The sequence below is a fragment of the Streptomyces sp. NPDC027189 genome, assembly GCF_055566975.1.
The window spans coordinates 279,301-296,522 of sequence record NZ_JBVHRI010000008.1 but is presented as its reverse complement, the minus strand read 5'-3'; the positions used below and the strand labels follow the sequence as shown (position 1 = coordinate 296,522).

General features: G+C 70.5%; 15 protein-coding genes and 1 pseudogene. 12 read left to right on the top strand and 4 right to left on the bottom strand.

What is annotated here, in order from left to right:
- Nucleotides 1–58 precede the first annotated feature (58 nt).
- The 7 genes and pseudogenes from ACZ4RZ_RS22115 (at nt 59) to ACZ4RZ_RS22085 (ending at nt 6,685) form a co-directional block, all read left to right on the top strand.
- Nucleotides 59–1,255 (top strand): exo-beta-N-acetylmuramidase NamZ family protein, encoded by a 1,197-nt coding sequence (locus ACZ4RZ_RS22115; RefSeq protein WP_467746847.1) that lies wholly within the window; start codon nt 59–61, stop codon nt 1,253–1,255.
- 240 nt (nt 1,256–1,495) lie between these two features.
- Entirely contained in the window at nt 1,496–2,476 is a 981-nt protein-coding gene (locus tag ACZ4RZ_RS22110) for a GNAT family N-acetyltransferase (protein WP_467746846.1), read from the top strand.
- Complete coding sequence (locus ACZ4RZ_RS22105; RefSeq protein ID WP_467746843.1) at nt 2,473–3,813, top strand: ABC transporter substrate-binding protein; 1,341 nt, start codon at nt 2,473–2,475, stop codon at nt 3,811–3,813. Before ACZ4RZ_RS22110 ends, ACZ4RZ_RS22105 begins: the two co-directional genes overlap by 4 nt.
- Nucleotides 3,807–4,766 (top strand): carbohydrate ABC transporter permease, encoded by a 960-nt coding sequence (locus tag ACZ4RZ_RS22100; protein ID WP_467746841.1) that lies wholly within the window; start codon nt 3,807–3,809, stop codon nt 4,764–4,766. Before ACZ4RZ_RS22105 ends, ACZ4RZ_RS22100 begins: the two co-directional genes overlap by 7 nt.
- Complete coding sequence (locus ACZ4RZ_RS22095) at nt 4,763–5,632, top strand: carbohydrate ABC transporter permease (RefSeq protein ID WP_467746839.1); 870 nt, start codon at nt 4,763–4,765, stop codon at nt 5,630–5,632. Before ACZ4RZ_RS22100 ends, ACZ4RZ_RS22095 begins: the two co-directional genes overlap by 4 nt.
- 219 nt (nt 5,633–5,851) lie before the next feature.
- A pseudogene (locus ACZ4RZ_RS22090) lies at nt 5,852–6,157 on the top strand (putative T7SS-secreted protein); the annotation flags it as partial.
- Between the two features lie 60 nt (nt 6,158–6,217).
- Nucleotides 6,218–6,685, top strand: a complete 468-nt coding sequence (locus ACZ4RZ_RS22085) for a hypothetical protein (RefSeq protein ID WP_467746838.1) — start codon at nt 6,218–6,220, stop codon at nt 6,683–6,685.
- 143 nt (nt 6,686–6,828) lie between these two features.
- Here ACZ4RZ_RS22085 and ACZ4RZ_RS22080 read toward each other — a convergent pair whose 3' ends face one another.
- The 3 genes from ACZ4RZ_RS22080 to ACZ4RZ_RS22070 form a co-directional block, all read right to left on the bottom strand.
- A complete protein-coding gene (locus ACZ4RZ_RS22080; RefSeq protein ID WP_467746836.1) occupies nt 6,829–8,019 on the bottom strand; it encodes a polyamine ABC transporter substrate-binding protein in 1,191 nt (396 codons plus the stop codon).
- Between the two features lie 101 nt (nt 8,020–8,120).
- Nucleotides 8,121–9,278 (bottom strand): sensor histidine kinase, encoded by a 1,158-nt coding sequence (locus ACZ4RZ_RS22075; RefSeq protein WP_467746835.1) that lies wholly within the window; start codon nt 9,276–9,278, stop codon nt 8,121–8,123.
- Between the two features lie 278 nt (nt 9,279–9,556).
- The gene (locus ACZ4RZ_RS22070; protein WP_467746834.1) at nt 9,557–10,213 is read right to left on the bottom strand and encodes a response regulator transcription factor; all 657 of its coding nucleotides are present in this window, start codon (nt 10,211–10,213) and stop codon (nt 9,557–9,559) included.
- A gap of 134 nt (nt 10,214–10,347) precedes the next feature.
- On the opposite strand from ACZ4RZ_RS22070, the gene ACZ4RZ_RS22065 reads away from it, so the two are divergent.
- Nucleotides 10,348–10,905: a hypothetical protein gene (locus ACZ4RZ_RS22065; protein WP_467746832.1), complete on the top strand. Its 558-nt coding sequence runs from the start codon at nt 10,348–10,350 to the stop codon at nt 10,903–10,905.
- A 77-nt stretch (nt 10,906–10,982) separates the two neighbouring features.
- On the opposite strand, the gene ACZ4RZ_RS22060 is transcribed toward ACZ4RZ_RS22065, so the two are convergent.
- Nucleotides 10,983–12,422: a gamma-aminobutyraldehyde dehydrogenase gene (locus tag ACZ4RZ_RS22060; protein WP_467746830.1), complete on the bottom strand. Its 1,440-nt coding sequence runs from the start codon at nt 12,420–12,422 to the stop codon at nt 10,983–10,985.
- A gap of 188 nt (nt 12,423–12,610) precedes the next feature.
- On the opposite strand from ACZ4RZ_RS22060, the gene ACZ4RZ_RS22055 reads away from it, so the two are divergent.
- The 4 genes from ACZ4RZ_RS22055 to ACZ4RZ_RS22040 all read left to right on the top strand — a co-directional run bounded on the left by ACZ4RZ_RS22055 (nt 12,611) and on the right by ACZ4RZ_RS22040 (nt 17,159).
- Nucleotides 12,611–13,126 (top strand): Lrp/AsnC family transcriptional regulator, encoded by a 516-nt coding sequence (locus tag ACZ4RZ_RS22055; protein WP_467746829.1) that lies wholly within the window; start codon nt 12,611–12,613, stop codon nt 13,124–13,126.
- Nucleotides 13,111–14,493, top strand: a complete 1,383-nt coding sequence (locus ACZ4RZ_RS22050) for an aspartate aminotransferase family protein (protein ID WP_467746828.1) — start codon at nt 13,111–13,113, stop codon at nt 14,491–14,493. The genes ACZ4RZ_RS22055 and ACZ4RZ_RS22050 overlap by 16 nt, the downstream gene beginning before the upstream one ends.
- A 234-nt stretch (nt 14,494–14,727) precedes the next feature.
- Nucleotides 14,728–15,465, top strand: a complete 738-nt coding sequence (locus ACZ4RZ_RS22045) for an ABC transporter ATP-binding protein (RefSeq protein WP_467746827.1) — start codon at nt 14,728–14,730, stop codon at nt 15,463–15,465.
- Nucleotides 15,447–17,159 (top strand): hypothetical protein, encoded by a 1,713-nt coding sequence (locus ACZ4RZ_RS22040; RefSeq protein WP_467746825.1) that lies wholly within the window; start codon nt 15,447–15,449, stop codon nt 17,157–17,159. Before ACZ4RZ_RS22045 ends, ACZ4RZ_RS22040 begins: the two co-directional genes overlap by 19 nt.
- The last annotated feature ends 63 nt before the right edge of the window (nt 17,160–17,222 follow it).

Sequence of the window (17,222 nt, the reverse complement as noted above, 5' to 3'; positions counted from 1 at the left end):
CATACAAGTAAATTGCCAGCCACCGCTTCGAGAGGTCACCGGCAGACGGGGGCAAAGGATGAGCACGGACGACCGCGTCGCGGTGACGACCGGGATCGCACGACTGCACGCGTCGCCCGGACTTGCCGGGCCCGGCCGGCTCGGGCTGGTGACCAACCACACCGGCGTCCTCCCCGACCTGCGCCCGGCCGCGCCCGCGCTGCTCGAGGCCGGCGCTCGGCTGGTCGCCCTGTTCGGTCCCGAGCACGGGCTGCACGGGACCGGCCAGGCCGGCGAGAGCGAGGCCGCTCGGGCGGACCCCACCACCGGCCTGCCGGTCCACGACACATACCGGTGCGGCGGCGAGCGCCTCGACAAACTGCTGCTCGGCAGCGGCGTCGACGCACTGGTGTACGACCTGCAGGACATCGGGGCGAGGTTCTACACCTACGTGTGGACCATGTTTGACCTGATGGTCTCGGCGGCCCGTACGGGCGTACGGTTCGTGGTCGCCGACCGGCCGAATCCCCTCGGTGGGCTCGTCAGCGAGGGCCCGCTGCTCGACCCGGCGTGGGCCAGCTTCGTCGGGCGCGCCGCGGTGCCCGTCCGGCACGGCCTCACCTGCGGCGAACTCGCCCGGCATCTCAACGCCTGGGCAGTGCCCCAAGTGGCGGGCAGGGCCGCTGACTTGACGGTGATCGAGGCTGTCGGCTGGCAGCGCGCCATGGGCGCGGAGGCCACCGGCATGCCGTGGGTCGCGCCCTCACCGAACATTCCGACGCCCGCCACTGCCACCGTCTACCCCGGCACCTGCCTGTTCGAGGGGACGAATCTCTCGGAGGGCCGTGGTACCACGCAGCCCTTCGAGATCGTCGGGGCCCCGTACATCGACGCGCGGTTCGCGCTTTCGCTCGCCGAACTCGCCCTGCCGGGAGTGCACTTCCGTGAACTGCGGTACGTACCGACCTTCCACAAACACGCCGGACGGCCGCTACGCGGGGTCCAGCTCCACATCACCGACCGCGAGGCGTTTGCTCCCGTACGTACCGCCGTCGCGATGCTCGCCACGCTGCGGCGGCTGTACCCGGACAACTTCGCCTGGCGCACCGCGGACAGCGGCGTGGAGGGGACCGGCCACCGTCACTTCATCGACCTGCTGTGGGGGTCCGACCGGTTGCGGCGCGCCGTCGACGCGGGCGACGACCCGCTACCGCTGTGCGATCCGCCGGCGCCGCCCGGCCGGTGGGCCGGCGACGACGTGCTGCTCTACCCCTGAGACCGCCTGCCCCAACGCCGCGCACAGCCCCGTCGCCGACGCCGCGGACGCCGTCCTCACCACGGTGCTGCGCGAAGCGGGACCACGCCCGGGCGCGATGACCCGCGGCGTCGTCCGACTCGCCATCGTGGATTGCGTCTTGACCGCGGTCGCGCAGCGCAACCCGCACCAGACCGAGGCAACGCTGCGGGCGACGTTCGACGCCGCCCGCGACCTGCGTATGGAAGGACACCCCCGTCGATGACCGATCGCACGACGAGATCCCGGGCCGAGATGCGCGGCTTTCGCGCCGGCGACGGCCCGCAGTTGGTGGAGGCGTGGCGCCGGAGTGCGCCGACCGACCCCATCACCCCGGACCGCTTCCGCTCCCTGGTGCTGCTCGACGCCAACTTCGATCCGGAGGGGCTTCGGGTCGCCCTCGACGGCGACCGTGTCGTCGGCGCCGCCTACGCGGTGCGCCGTCTGACGCCGATGACCGGTACCGACCTGGAGCCGGAGCAGGGCTGGATCCCGTTCTTCTTCGTCGACCCGGCCGTCCGCGGGCGCGGCCTCGGCCGCCGGCTGCTGACCGACGCCCTCGACTGGCTGCACAGCCACGGCCGCAGCCGGGTGGACTTCTCCTCGTACACCCCGAACTACGTCCTCCCCGGCCTGGACGCCGAGGCGTACCCGGAAGCGGCCGGGCTCCTTGAGTCCCTGGGCTTTCGCACTCTGTACGAGGCGGCGGCGATGGACCGTGGCCTGGTCGGCTATTGCATCCCGGAGGATGTCGCGCGCCGCTTGGACGAACTGACGGCGCGGGGCTACCGGTTCGCCACCCCGTGCGACGACGACCTGGTGGAGCTGTTCGCGCTCGCTGGGAACCACTTCGGCCCGGACTGGGCGTGCATGATCCGGGACTGTCTGGCCGCGGGCACGCCGCTCGACCGGATCGTCGTAGCCCGAGACCCGTCGGGCCGCCTGGTCGGCTGGGCGATGCACGGCACGTTCGAATCGGTGGACGAGCGATTCGGCCCGATCGGTGTGCTGGAGGAGATGCGCGGCACCGGACTCGGCGCAGTGCTGCTCCACCTGGTCCTGGAGCGGATGCGGGCGCGCCGTGCGCACTCCGCGTGGTTCCTGTGGACCGGCGAGCATTCCCCGGCGGGCCACCTGTACCGCAAGAGCGGTTTCACCACGACCCGGGTGTTCCGCGTGATGCGCCGGGAGGCCGCCGGATGACGCCGTCACGCCGCACCGGCGGGCTGAGCCGCCGTCACTTCGCGCTCGCGCTCCCCTCGGCACTGCTCGCCTCCGGATGCGCCGCGCCGCACCGGGGCACCGGGCGGCCCGGGGATCCGATCGTTCTCACCCTGCTCTCCCACTACGCGAGCGGTGAGCTCAAGGAGGCCCTGCAGGGCCCGGTCGACGAGTGGAACGCCACTCACGACCGGGTCAAGGTGCACACGAAGGCCGTCGAGTTCACGGACCTGCTGACCACGTTCATGGTCCGGCAGGCCGCGGGCCAGGGCGCCGACATCATCCAGCCGTACTGCCTGTGGAACGGCCAGCTCGTCCAGGCCGGCGTCCTGCGGCCCGCTCCGTCCGAGCACGCCGAGGAGATCAAGCGTGGCTACGGCGAGGCCGCGGTCGGCGCCTCGTCGGTGGGGGGCAAGGTCTACGGCTACCCCACCGAGGTGCAGACGTACGCCCTCTACTACAACAAGCGGCTGTTGCGCAAGGCCGGCATCGACGGCCCTCCGCGCACCTGGCGGGAGCTGGAGGAGGCGGCCTACCGGACCGCCCGGCGGGACCGGTACGGCAACACGCTGGTCCAGGGGTTCGGGCTGTCGACCTTCGACGACTCCACCACCGTCGGCCAGACGCTCGCCCTGCTCAACGCCGCCGGCGGAAGGTTCGTCTCCGCGAACGGCAGGCGCACCGCCATCGATTCGCCGGCCGGCCGGGCCGTGCTCGATCTGGAGCACCGCTTCGTGGCCAAGGGCGCGAGCGACCCCGGCGTCAATGTCTACAAGGCGTTCGCGTCCGGGCAGGCGGCCATGGTGGTCAGCGCCGGCTGGTGGACCGCGAACTTGAAGGCCCTGATGGGCAAGGACTACCGCGATGTCGGCGTCGCGCCCGTGCCCGTCCCCGAGGCGGACGACAAGCGCGCCACGCTCTCCACCGGCTTCATGCTGGGGGTCGACACGGCCAGTGAACACCCTCGCGAGGCCTGGGAGTTCCTGCGCTGGCTCAACACCGAGAAGGTGAGCGTGAAGAGCGCCAAGAAGGGTGCGGCAGCGACTCGGATGAGCTCCCTGCAGGTGTCGGTCGGCTCCCTGACCGGCCGCGCCGACGACATGCGGACGCTCCTCGCCGAGGGCGGCGATCCGAACCTGCGCCCCTTCCTGGACGCGCTGGCGTACGCGGTGCCGGAGCCGAACGTGCCGGGCGCGCAGCAGGCCAAGTCGCTGCTGCGCAAGAACATCGAGGCGTTGTGGACCGGTCAGCAGTCGGTCGACGAGGCGCTGCGGACCACCCGCCGTCAGGTCGATCAGGAGGTGTCGCGGTCATGGTGAACACCCTGGCGCCGGAGACGACCGAGCGAGCGCACAGCCCGCGGTCCGTCGCGCCCGCCGTCGACGGCCTCGGCCGGCCCCGGCGCCGCCAGGCCCTCGTCGCCTATTTCTTCCTGGCGCCGACGTTGCTGTTCTTCGCGGTCTTCCTGATCCTGCCGCTCGGCTTCGCGCTGCTGCTGTCGACGTCCCGCTGGGCCGGGTTCGACCTGGCCGACATCGATCCGGTCGGCCTGGACAACTTCACCCGCCTCTTCGCGGACGGATCGACGTTCCTGGCGCCGATCCTCACCAATACGCTGCTGTTCGCCCTGGGCACCGTGGCCCTCGCGCTCGCCGGCTCCGTACTCGTCGCCACCTGCATCGACAAGCTGCGGTTCCAGGGGCTGTGGCGCACCCTGTACTTCCTGCCGATCATCACGACCGTCGTCGCCGTCGGCAACGTATGGAAGTACATGTACGAGCCGGGCGGTCTCGTCAACGGCGTCCTCAACGCCCTCGGACTCGGCTCGGTGGCCTTCCTCCAGGACCCGGACACCGCGCTGCCCTCGGTCGTGGTCGTGCAGGCCTGGGCCTCGGTCGGCTCGGCGATCCTCGTCCTGACCGCCGGGCTGAAGTCCATTCCCGAGTCGTACTACGAGGCCGCCGCGCTCGACGGCGCCGGGCCTGTCACCGTCTTCTGGAGGATCACGGTGCCGCTGCTGCGGCCGTCCCTGCTGTTCGTGTGCATCACCCAGTTCCTCACCGGCCTGCAGTCGTTCGCGCTGATCATCGTGATGACCAGGGGCGGGCCGGGTGACGCGACCAACGTGGCCGCGCTGGAGATGTACCGGCAGGCCTTCTCGTACGGCGACTGGGGCACCGCGAGCGCCGCGGCCTTCGTGCTGTTCGTGGTGGTCCTCATGGTCACTCTGGTGCAGTTGTGGTTCTTCCGGCGCAAGGGGGAGGCCGTATGATCCGCCGCCGTTTCCCGTGGTTCTCGTATCTGCTGGTCGTGACCGGCGCCGTCCTCATGGTGGTGCCGTTCCTCGACATGGTGATGACGTCCTTCAAGGGGCCCGGCGAGTACGGCACGCTGCCGTACCGGTTCCTGCCGAAGGCGTTCGACCTGTCCAACTACCGGGCCGCGGTCGGTCAGCTCGATCTGCCGGTGCTCTTCCGCAACAGCGTCATCGCCACCGCCGTGATCACCGGCTCGGTGCTGCTCACCTCGTCCCTCGCCGGCTACGCGCTCGCCAAACTCCGCTTCCCCGGCCGGGACTTCATCTTCCGCCTTGTGCTGTCGACGATGATGTTCCCCCCGTTCCTCTTCCTCATCCCGCACTTCCTGATCCTGGTGCACTGGCCGCTGGCGGGCGGCAACGACCTGTTCGGGCGCGGCGGCGCGGGCCTGACCGTCAGCATCGCCGCGCTCGCCATGCCGTTCCTCGTCAACAGTTTCGGGATCTTCCTGATGCGCCAGTTCATGGTCTCGATCCCGGACGAGGTCCTCGAGGCCGCGCGCATCGACGGGGCCGGCGAGTTCGCCGTGTGGTGGCGCATCGTGGTGCCGCAGACCAAGCCGGTCCTGGTGACGCTCGGGCTGCTGACCTTCGTCGACGCCTGGAACGAGTACATCTGGGCGCTGCTCGTCTCGACCGCCAACCCGGACGTGATGACCCTGCCCGTCGGCATCCAGCTCCTGCAGGACTACGTCGACCCGACCCGCACGATGCCCATCGTCATGGCCGGCCTCGTCCTGAGCATCCTGCCGGTCCTGATCCTCTTCCTGCTGCTGCAGAAGCACTACATCCGCGGCGTCATGCTCAGCGGCCTCAAGTAAGAGCGAATCCGTGACCGGCGTGAAAACGAAACAGGGAGGGTGCTCTTGATGCCGACCATCCACCCACGGCGGCGCGTGCGTACGGCACGCCGACGTCGTCATACCGGGCGACAGTCTGAGCTGGACCATCCGTGCCCTGCTGATGCAGACGTTCATCCCGGTGATCGATCTTCCCGCCGAACAGCCGTACCTTGATAAGTTCACGTGTGCATACGATTGTTGCGCTCGATCAGGGGGATGGCGGACGAGGACGCCGTTCTGAAGTGGGCGGGGAAGTCGGCGAAGGCGTTCGAGGACGAGTTCTCGGGTGTGCCGAAGCAGCTGAAGAAGCTGAAGAAGTCGTACGAGATGGCGGGCGACGCGCTGGCGGTGTACTGGCCGAAGCTGGAGCGTGCGCAGGCGCTGACGGACAAGGCGCTCGCCAACGGCCGCGAGGCGCAGTCCGATCTGTCCTCCGCCAAGTCGCGTCTGTCGTCGGCTGATTCGTGGGTGACGCGGGCGAACAAGGAAGCGGACAACAATAAGAAGAAGCAGAAGGTGCTCCCGCCCCCGTGCGATTGATGGGCGAAGAAAGGAAGATCGGTCATGACGGCCGCGTGGGAGTGGGAGAGCGGCGAGGGTCTGCTGGGTATCGACGACCCCGCCGAGTGGGATGCCGCGTTCGAGCGTGGCGAAAGAAGTCTCGGTACGGCGGCCATCGGGCTGGCCTTCAACTGCACGCTGGCCGAGGCCTCACCCCGCATCGTCAGGGCGATGCAGTTGCCGGACCGCGGTCAGCGGGGGTTCGCGTTCACCGCGGCGGGCACCGCGGCCCGCCTCAACGGTGAGCTGACCCCGCAGCTGTACACCGCGCTGCGCGCCGAGGGCCCCGGCGGCTTCGCCGAGCACGCCATCAGGGACACCTTGACCTTCGTGCCGTTCCGGAAGCTGCCGCCGTGGTTCAAGTGGCAGATGGTGCGGACAACCGCGCGGGACAAGCTGGAGTACTGGTGGATGCGGTCCGAGGATGCCGTCGGCGACGCCTGGCGGACCCTGCGCGGACGCCGCTCCTGAGCGGGTGTGCCCGTATGCGGCCGGTGTCCCGGGCCGAGAAGCCTGGATCCCAAAGGAGCCCCGTTGGTTTCCTTGGTGATCTTGGTGCTGGTGGCACGCCCAAGTGCCAACCAAAAATCCTTGTCACAACGGCGACTGTCCCGTCAAAGCCCCGCGATCGCGTTCCAGCGCTTCGCGAACTCCGTGCGTTCGCCGGACGTGATGTCGCGGGCGATCGCGAGACGCTTCCGCATGCCGGCGTCGGGGAAGATCAGCGGGTCCTCGGCGAGGGCGGCGGTGTCCTTGTCCTTGGAGGAGGCGAGGACGTCCTGGGCCGCGGGGACGGGGCAGACGTAGTTGACCCAGGCGGCGAGTTCGGCCGCGACCTCCGGCTCGTAGTAGTAGTCGATGAGCTTCTCCGCGTTGGCCTTGTGACGGGCCAGGTTGGGGATCATCAGCGACTCGGCCCACAACTCGGCGCCCTCCTCGGGGACGACGAAGCGGATGTCGGGGTCGTCGGCCTGGAGCTGGATCACGTCACCGGAGTACGCCTGGCAGGCCAGGACGTCGCCGCTGGAGAGGTCCTTGATGTAGTCGTTGCCGGTGAAGCGCCGGATCTGGCCGCTGTGGACGTGCTTCTCGACCTGGTCGCAGACCCGGTGGAAGTCGTCCGGCGTCCACTTGGTGATGTCGACGCCGTTGCCCTGCATCAGCAGCGCGAACGCTTCGTCCAGGCCGGAGAGAAGAGTGACCCTGCCCTTGAGGTCGTCGGCCCACAGGTCGGAGACGTGCTTGATCTCGCGGCCGACCTTGCGGTGGTTGTACGCGATGCCGGTGATGCCCGACTGCCACGGCACGCAGGACTTGCGCCCCGGGTCGAAGGCGGGCGAACGCAGCAGCGGGTCAAGGTACTTGGTGACGTTCGGCTGTTGTGCCCGGTCCATCTCCTGGACCCAGCCGAGGCGGACGAAGCGCGCGCACATCCAGTCGCTGATGACGATCAGATCGCGCCCCGTCCGCTGGTGGTTCATCAGGGACGGGCTGATCTTGCCGAAGAACTCGTCGTTGTCGTTGATCTCCTCGATGTAGTCGACGGAGATCCCGGTGCGCTTCTCGAAGGCCTCCAGCGTGGGCCGCTTCGTGGTGTCGTTGTCGTCGGTGTCGATGTACAGCGGCCAGTTCGCCCACGTCAGCCGCTTGTCGCGGGCGGAGAGGTCGGCCTCGGCCCGGTCGCCGGGTGACACATAGGCGGCGGGCACCCCGCATCCGGCCAGGGCGCCGAGCGCGGCACCACCGCCCAGGGCGCGCAGCAGGGACCGGCGGGACAGGGGCGAGGTCTTCCGAATCACTGCCACCCGGGCAGCATGCCGCCCCCGCCCATGGCCGGACAATGGACGCTGCGTCGAGCGGTCGTCCCGCGACCCGACACCCTGTCGATCAGTTGGCAGAGGCCTGATCAGGTCGTACGGCGCCCTGTGGCGACCGGTGGCGCATGAGCCGCAACGTACTTCGGGAGCGTGACCTTCACACTCAGGCCGCCCTCCGCGAGTGGCCACGCCTCGGCCCTGCCGCGGTGTGCGACGGTGACGGCCGCGACGATGGACAGGCCCAGGCCCAGGCCGTCGCGCCCGCGGACCCGTTCGGCGCCGAGGCGGCAGAACGGCTGGAAGAGCCCGGTCACCTGGTCGGGCGGGATCACCCGACCGGTGTTGGCGATCCGGAGGACGGGCTGTCCGCCTTCCACCCCGGTCCACAGGCGGACCCAACTGTCCTCGCCCTCGGGGTGGTTGTGCCGCACGGCGTTCTCCGTCAGGTTGACCACGAGCCGTTCGATCAGCTGCGGATCCCCGAGTACGGGAGCGGAGTTGAGCTCTGCCTCGACCCGTGGCCCGCCCGCGTTCTCCGGCCAGCCGTCCGGCAGTCGCTCGCGGACGATCTCCGCCAGGTCCACGAACTCCCGGCGCTGAACCCCCTGTTGGCTGCGCGCCAACGTCAGCAGCGCGTCGATGAGCCGTTCCTGCTCGTGGCCCGCGGCCCGCACCCGCAGGCAGGCGGCCCGCAGGGTCTCCACGGAGGCGTCGGGGTCGGCGAGGGCGACGTCCACGATCGTCTGCTGGAGGGTGAGCGGGGTGCGCAGTTCGTGCGAGGCGTTGGCGACGAACTGCTTCTGCGCCTCGAACGCGCCCTCCAGACGCGCCAGTACGTCGTCGAAGGTGTCCGCCATCGCCTTGAGTTCGTCGTCGGGACCGGGCATCGCGAGGCGCTGGCGGAGATTGTCCACGGAGATCCGCCGGGCGGCGGCGGTCATCGTGCGCAGCGGCGCGAGGACACGTCCGGCCATCAGCCAGCCGAGGGCCACCGACGCGAACGTCATCACGGCCAGCGCGATGCCCGCCTCGACCAGCAACTGATGCAGCTGGTCGGCGCGCAGGGCCTCGGCGTACGTCGTGAGCGTGGGCGGATCGGGGCTGGTCAGGCCCGCACTCCCCGGCAGTCCCGGCCCCTCGACCGAGCTGATGGTCCCCGACGGCTTGGACTGCGAGGCCAGAAGGTAGGTGAAGCCGAGCAACGCCGCCCCGGCCAGCATGAACAGCGCGCTGTAGAGCAGCGTCAACCGCCGGCGGATGCTGCGGGGCCCGCGCGGGATCAGCCAACGCCGGACGCGCTGCAAGCTCAGCGGCCCACGCCGGAGGCCCGGCGAGCCCGACGGCCGACCCCGGACTCCCGACGAGCCCAACGGCCACCGCCGGCCGCCCGGCAGGCCCAACCGCCACCGCCACCGCCGGCCGCCCGACGGGCCCATCGGCGAACCCGGGACGCCCGACGAGCCCAACGGCGAACCCGGGACGCCCGTTGAGTCCCCCGCCCCACGCCACCGACCCCGTTGACGCGTCATCGGATCCGATACCCCGCCCGGTCCACCGTCTCGATCAGCGGCGGCTCCCCCAGCTTGCGGCGCAGGCGGCTCACCGTCACCTTCACGGTCTGGCTGAAGGGATCGGCCGCCTCGTCCCAGGCCCGCTCCAGGAGTTCCTCGGTGGAGACGACTGCGCCCTGCGCGGCCAGCAGGAGTTCGAGCACGGCGAACTCCTTCGGGCTGAGGGCGAGTCCCCAACCGCATCGGGTCGCCTGCCGCCGTGCCGGGTCGAGCCGCAGCTCGCCACGGACCAGGACAGGGGGCAGCGCGGGCTGCGCACGGCGCGCCAGCGCCCGTATCCGCGCGACGAGTTCGGCGAACGCGAACGGCTTCGGGAGGTAGTCGTCGGCACCGAGCCCGAGCCCCGCGACCCGGTCGGCCACCGTCCCGGACGCGGTGAGCATCAGCACCCGCGCCCGGCTGTCGCCCGCGGCCAGCGTCCGGCACACCTGGTCGCCGTGGATGCCGGGCAGATCGCGGTCGAGTACGACGACGTCGTAACCGTTGACGTCGGCGCGCTCCAGCGCGGTGGGCCCGTCCAGGGCGAGGTCGACCGCCATGCCCTCCCGACGCAGCCCGGCGGCCACGGTCTCGGCGAGCTCTTCGTGGTCCTCGACCACCAGCACACGCATGCCGGTCAGTGTGGCGGGCCGGCGGTTACACCGTCATAAGCGCCACCGTTCCCGTGCCGTAACCGCCCACCCGCTTCGGTGGAGCGCATCAGCACCACTGACCCACCACCAGGAACCACCAGGAGGAACCCCAAATGCGCGCTCTGGCCACCCGGCCACGACGGCTCGCCCTGACCGTCGCCATGATCTCGGCAGTCACGCTCGGCACGGTCAGCGCGTCGGCGGCCACGGCGTCCGGCCCGTCGACAGTGACGTCCACGGCGCCCACGTCGTCCAAGCACCCCGAGCCTGCGGAGGGAACAGCACTGGCGATCGCGTACAGGCCGACCACGAACGCCCCGGGCGACGTGAACACCGCGAACGACAAGTTCGCCGCGTGCATGCGCGACCAGGACCAGGAGTACTTCCCGCACTTCCACGCGTCGAAGGACGAGGACGGCCACGTACGCCTGAACGTGAAGGTCACCGGCAAGGGCTTCGACCCGACGACGGACGTCTACCAGGACGCCCTGGACGCGTGCGCGCCGATCCTGGAGAAGGCGGGCATCACCTTCCCGGCCGCACCCGACCTGCCGCCGCTGCCCGGGCCGGGCAAGGGACCGCGCCCGGGCAAGTCACTGCACATCCAGCCCGGAAAGCCCGCCGGGAAACCAGACCTCCCGTCCCTCACCAGCGTCATCGAGAACGCCTGACCATTTCGGAGGGGGAACACCGCGGCCCCGGACGGGATCACCTCCCGTCCGGGGCCGTGCGGTTCGCGCCGTGCGGACTACGAGTCCAGCGACGTCATCACGTGCTTGATGCGCGTGTAGTCGTCGAAGCCGTACGCCGACAGGTCCTTGCCGTAGCCGGACTTCTTGAAGCCGCCGTGCGGCATCTCGGCGACCAGCGGGATATGGGTGTTGATCCAGACGCAGCCGAAGTCGAGCGACTTCGACAGGCGCATCGCGCGCCCGTGGTCCTTGGTCCACACCGAGGAGGCCAGGGCGTAGTCGACGCCGTTGGCCCACTCGATGGCCTGGCCCTCGTCCGAGAAGGACTGGACGGTGATGACCGGGCCGAAGACCTCGTTCTGGATGATCTCGTCGTCCTGCTTGAGGCCCGAGACGACGGTCGGGGCGTAGAAGTAGCCCTTCTCGCCCACCTGGTGGCCACCGGACTCGACCTTGGCGTGGGCGGGCAGCCGCTCGATGAAGCCGGCGACCTGCTTGAGCTGATTCGGGTTGTTGAGGGGCCCGTACAGGACATCCTCGTCGTCCGGCTGGCCCGTCTTCGTCTCGGCGGCGGCCTTGGCCAGCGCGGCGACGAACTCGTCGTGGATGGACTCCTGGACGAGGACGCGGGTGGCGGCCGTACAGTCCTGGCCCGCGTTGAAGAAGCCCGCGACCGAGATGTCCTCGACGGCCTTGGCGATGTCGGTGTCCTCGAAGACGACGACCGGGGCCTTGCCGCCGAGCTCCAGGTGGACGCGCTTGAGGTCCTTGGACGCCGACTCGGCGACCGACATACCGGCGCGCACGGAGCCGGTGATGGACGCCATCGCCGGGGTCGGGTGCTCGACCATCGCGCGGCCGGTCTCACGGTCGCCGCAGATGACGTTGAAGACGCCCTTGGGGAGGATGCCGCCGATGATGTCGGCGATCAGGACGGTGGAGGCCGGGGTGGTGTCCGACGGCTTCAGGACGACGGTGTTGCCCGCGGCGAGCGCCGGGGCGAACTTCCACACGGCCATCATCATCGGGTAGTTCCACGGCGCGACCTGGGCGCAGACGCCGATCGGCTCGCGGCGGATGATCGAGGTCATGCCCTCCATGTACTCGCCGGCCGAGCGGCCCTCGAGCATGCGCGCGGCGCCCGCGAAGAAGCGGATCTGGTCCACCATCGGCGGGATTTCCTCGGAGCGGGTCAGCCCGATCGGCTTGCCGGTGTTCTCCACCTCGGCCGCGATGAGCTCCTCGGCCCGCTCCTCGAACGCGTCCGCGATCTTCAGGAGGGCCTTCTGGCGCTCGGCCGGGGTCTGGTCGCGCCAGGCCGGGAAGGCCGCGGCGGCGGCCGCCATCGCGGCGTCGACGTCCGCCTGTCCGGAGAGCGGCGCGGTCGCGTACGCCTCGCCGGTCGCGGGGTTGACCACCTCCGTGGTCCGTCCATCGGCGGCATCGCGGAACTCTCCGTCGATGTAATTGCGCAGACGACGCAGCTCGGTGCTCACTGCCCGGCCCTCCTGTCGGATGTCCAACGACTCAGGTGTCCACTACCTGAGATGCCTGAGACCCCACCCTAATCCGTGCCTCCACGTTTTCAACACCCCTGATCGCCCCAGAACTGCGAAATCCGCAAGACGCGTCCTCGTAAACAACGAATTTCATCGCTGCGGCCTTGCGGAACTGTCGAGACGTCGTGCACAGTGAGCTTGTGGCCAGTCGAAGCGCAGACCCCAGGGACTCCCGCGAGTCCAGGAACGGCAGTCCCCAGCTGGACGCCGTCTCCCTCGCCATCATCGAGCAGTTGCAGCAGGACGGACGCCGCCCGTACGCCGCGATCGGCAAGGCCGTCGGCCTCTCCGAGGCGGCCGTGCGCCAGCGCGTCCAGAAGCTGCTCGACCAGGGCGTGATGCAGATCGTCGCCGTCACGGACCCGCTCACCGTGGGTTTCCGCAGGCAGGCGATGGTGGGCGTCAATGTCGAGGGCGACCTCGACCCGGTGGCCGAAGCGCTGACTGCCATGTCGGAAGTCGAGTACGTGGTGATGACTGCGGGCTCGTTCGACATCCTCGCCGAGATCGTCTGCGAGGACGACGACCACCTGCTGGACGTCATCAACAAACGCATCCGGGCCCTGCCCGGGGTGCGCTCCACCGAGAGCTTCGTCTATCTGAAGCTCAAGAAGCAGACCTACATGTGGGGAACCCGATAGCCGTGAGCACCAAGGACCTCAGCAAGACCGCGTACGACCACTTGTGGATGCACTTCACCCGCATGTCCTCGTACGAGAACGCGCCCGTTCCCACCATCGTCCGTGGTGAGGGCACCTACATCTACGACGACAAGGGCAAGAAGTACCTTGACGGTCTCGCGGGCCTGTTCGTGGTCCAGGCCGGCCACGGCCGCACCGAGCTGGCCGAGACCGCCTTCAAGCAGGCGCAGGAGCTGGCCTTCTTCCCTGTGTGGTCCTACGCCCACCCGAAGGCCGTCGAGCTGGCGGAACGCCTTGCGCACCACGCCCCTGGCGACCTGAACAAGGTCTTCTTCACCACCGGTGGCGGCGAGGCCGTCGAGACCGCGTGGAAGCTGGCGAAGCAGTACCACAAGCTCACCGGCAATTACACGAAGTACAAGGTCATCTCGCGTGCGGTCGCCTACCACGGCACCCCGCAGGGGGCCCTGTCCATCACCGGCCTGCCGGCCCTGAAGGCCCCCTTCGAGCCGCTCGTCCCGGGCGCGCACAAGGTGCCGAACACGAACATCTACCGCGCCCCGATCCACGGCGACGACCCGGAGGCCTTCGGCCGCTGGGCCGCCGACCAGATCGAGCAGGAGATCCTCTTCGAGGGCCCGGAGACCGTCGCCGCCGTCTTCCTGGAGCCGGTGCAGAACGCCGGTGGCTGCTTCCCGCCGCCGCCCGGCTACTTCCAGCGCGTGCGCGAGATCTGCGACCAGTACGACGTACTGCTCGTCTCCGACGAGGTCATCTGCGCCTTCGGCCGCCTGGGCACGATGTTCGCGTGCGACAAGTTCGGCTACATCCCGGACATCATCACCTGCGCCAAGGGCATGACCTCGGGCTACTCCCCGATCGGTGCCGCCATAGTCTCGGACCGCATCGCCGAGCCGTTCTACAAGGGTGACAACACCTTCCTGCACGGCTACACCTTCGGCGGCCACCCGGTCTCCGCGGCCGTGGCGCTCACCAACCTCGACATCTTCGAGCGCGAGGGTCTCAACCAGCACGTGCTGGACAACGAGGGCGCCTTCCTCTCCACGCTGCAGAAGCTGCACGACCTGCCGATCGTCGGCGACGTCCGCGGCAACGGCTTCTTCTACGGCATCGAGCTGGTGAAGGACAAGGCCACCAAGGAGACCTTCACGGACGAGGAGTCGGAGCGCGTGCTCTACGGCTTCGTCTCCAAGAAGCTCTTCGAGTACGGCCTCTACTGCCGCGCCGACGACCGCGGTGACCCGGTCATCCAGCTGTCGCCGCCGCTGATCTCCGACCAGTCGACCTTCGACGAGATCGAGGGAATCATCCGTCAGGTGCTGACGGAGGCGTGGACGAAGCTGTAGTCCGCTCCAGGAAGCTCCGGCCTTCCGGCCGACTGAGCAACACCGGCCCCGGTGCCGCCCGTTCGAGTGAGAATGGGCGGCCCGGGGCCGCGTGCTGTCCGGCCTCCCGGCCCCGACTCCCTAGCGTGCGAAGTGACCGATCGGCCCTGCCTTCGTTCCCCCGACCGGGGGACCGAGCGACCTTCCCGAGGCCGCTCGGGCAGCGCAAGTCAGATCTGAACCGAGGTGTACGCGATGGTGGTCCCGCCGGACAACGACGTGCTCTGGGCACGCGCCCTGTACGTCAAGCACAACGGCTCGCCCGCGCTCAGCGGTGTCTCGGTCGCAATCCGCGACGGCGAGATCCTGGCCGTGGGCGGCCCGCGTGGCAGCGGCAAGACGACCCTGCTCCAGTGCCTGTCGGGCCAGCTGCTGCCCCAACAGGGCGAGGTCTGGTTCAACAGCACGCCCGTGCACACGATGGGCCCGCTGACCCGCGAACGGCTGCGCCGCGACCGCTTCGGCTGGATCGACCCGACCCCGGTCCTGGTCCCCGAGCTGAACGCCTGGGAGAACGCGGCGCTGCCGCTGATGCTGCGCGGCTACGGACGCCGGGCCGCCAAGACCGCCGCGCTGGAGTGGCTGGAGCGCCTCGACATCGGCGGCTGCGCCCGCAAGCGCCCGCACGCCATGCTCCAGGCCGAACGGCAGCGCGTCGCCATCGCCCGGGCGCTCGCCCTCTCCCCCAAGGTGCTCTTCGCCGACGAACCGACCGCCCCGCTGCACCGCGCCGACGGCGCCCACGTCCTGCGCACCCTCACCTCGGCGGCCCGCTCGCACGGCATCACGGTCGTCCTCGCCACGCACTACGCGGACACCGCGGCCCTCGCCGACCGCACGGTGTCGCTGCTCGACGGACGGCGCGTGAACACCGTCCACCTGCCCCCGCTCGTCGAGACGGAAGGCCGGGCCGCGTGCTCGCTCTCCGTCTAGCCCGCGGGGCCCAGCCCCTTGTCCAGCTCCGCCGGCTCCTGGTCGCCGCCGCGTCCGAGGGCACCGGCTTCCTGCTGCTGTGCACGCTGGGGTACGCGATGGCGCATCCGGACGCCTCGGCCGCCAGCGTCCTGCGCCTGGCCTGGTGCGTCGCCCCGCTCGCCGCCACGGTGTACTTCGCGGTCGCGGTCGCCCGCACCGACCCCGGCACCCGCCCCCGTCCCGGCCTCTCGGCCATCGGCCTCGGCCCGGGCCGCCTGATGGCCGTCTCCTGCGTCACCACGGCCCTCTCCACCACCCTGGGCTCGATGCTGGCGCTGCTCCTCTTCCTGCACCTGCGCGGCGATCTCACGGACATGCCGTTCGACGGCGCGGCGGCGGATTTCCTCGCCGCCGACGAGTCCCTCCCGCTGCCCGCGGCCCTCACCCTGCTCAGCCTGGTCCCGATCGCGGCCTCAGTGACGGTGGCCCTGGTCCTGCGGCCGCGGGGCGCGAAACCGCAGGGCGCCGTGCGGTCGTACGGCCGCACCTGGATCACGGCACGGCAGAGCGCGACGCGCCATGCCACCGACCGCGAGGCCCGGCAGGGCGGGCGCCACGCGGGGGGCGGTCGCGGCGCGTCAGATCTCGCCGACGCGGCCGCTTTCGCCGACGGCCACGAGCACGCGGGTGCGTACGGCGGCACGGACGCCCTCGGGGCCCCGGGCGCGCGCTCCGGCGCCCACGGGCGCCAGGGCTCCGGCGTCCACGAGGACGCGGCAGCGTACGCCGATGGCGACGCCCTGCGAAGCCCGGGCACCGACACCCGCGACCTCTCCGGCACCGACCGCGACCTGGCCGCCGCCCTCGACGGCTCCGACTTCCACTGGACCGCGGAGGCGTACGCCGCCCCAGACGCCGACCTGGACGACTCCTCCGACCTCCGCCAGGCCGTCCTCGCACACCGGCACGCGGCCGCCGACGACCCGTCCGGCGACCCGACCCCCTACGGCGCATCCGACGCGTCCGGCGCATCCGGCAGACCCAACCGCTCGGGGCGCGGCACAGCCCCCGAGCCGGCCCCCCGTCGGCTCCCGCCCCCGGAGTCCACCCCGAGCGGCCTCCCCTGGGGCGCGGCCGCGCTCGCGGCGGGCCTTGCCGTGGAGACATACGCGAGCCGCTCGGGCCGCCCGGCGCCCGGGCTCGCGCTGCCCGGCGGTTTCGTGGGCGGTCCGGGCGGGGTGCTGGTCGGCTGGGCGCTGACCGCGGTCGGCCTGGCGCTGGCGGGGCCGGCGATCACGTACGTGTGCGGGTGGCTGCTGCAGGCGGTGCGGCCCAGCGCGCTGCGGCTGCTCGCCGGGCGGATGCTGCAGGCGGAGTCGCGACGCATCGGGCAGCCGCTCGGCGTGGTGTGCGCGGTGGCGTCGGGCGGATACGCGATGGCGACGCTGTACGCGGGCGCGCGCCCGGACTTCGGGCCGCTGACCACCCTCGGCGCCCTGCTGGTCGCGGGGTGCACGCTGCTGACCCTGGCGACAGCGGCCGTCGAGGCGAAGCAGGCGCGCGCGGACACCACGGCGGCGCTTCTGCGGCTCGGGGCGCCCGCCTCGATGCTCCGCGGCGCCGTGGCCCTGCGCGTGGGCGCACTGCTCGCCCTGTTCGGCCCGCTGACCTGGACGGTCGCCGAGCTGGCCGCGCTCCCCCTGGTCCACTGAACCTCGTACGCAAGGAGTCCGCCGAACCTCGTGCCAAAAAAACTCGCGCCGAGCGATGAGTTC

Bases quoted from the DNA above. Each gene is read 5' to 3' on its own strand.
- ACZ4RZ_RS22115 (WP_467746847.1), top strand. From the start codon at position 59: ATGAGCACGGACGACCGCGTCGCGGTGACGACCGGGATCGCACGACTG.
- ACZ4RZ_RS22110 (WP_467746846.1), top strand. From the start codon at position 1,496: ATGACCGATCGCACGACGAGATCCCGGGCCGAGATGCGCGGCTTTCGC.
- ACZ4RZ_RS22105 (WP_467746843.1), top strand. From the start codon at position 2,473: ATGACGCCGTCACGCCGCACCGGCGGGCTGAGCCGCCGTCACTTCGCG.
- ACZ4RZ_RS22100 (WP_467746841.1), top strand. From the start codon at position 3,807: ATGGTGAACACCCTGGCGCCGGAGACGACCGAGCGAGCGCACAGCCCG.
- ACZ4RZ_RS22095 (WP_467746839.1), top strand. From the start codon at position 4,763: ATGATCCGCCGCCGTTTCCCGTGGTTCTCGTATCTGCTGGTCGTGACC.
- ACZ4RZ_RS22085 (WP_467746838.1), top strand. From the start codon at position 6,218: ATGACGGCCGCGTGGGAGTGGGAGAGCGGCGAGGGTCTGCTGGGTATC.
- ACZ4RZ_RS22070 (WP_467746834.1), bottom strand. From the start codon at position 10,213: ATGCGTGTGCTGGTGGTCGAGGACCACGAAGAGCTCGCCGAGACCGTG.
- ACZ4RZ_RS22065 (WP_467746832.1), top strand. From the start codon at position 10,348: ATGCGCGCTCTGGCCACCCGGCCACGACGGCTCGCCCTGACCGTCGCC.
- ACZ4RZ_RS22045 (WP_467746827.1), top strand. From the start codon at position 14,728: ATGGTGGTCCCGCCGGACAACGACGTGCTCTGGGCACGCGCCCTGTAC.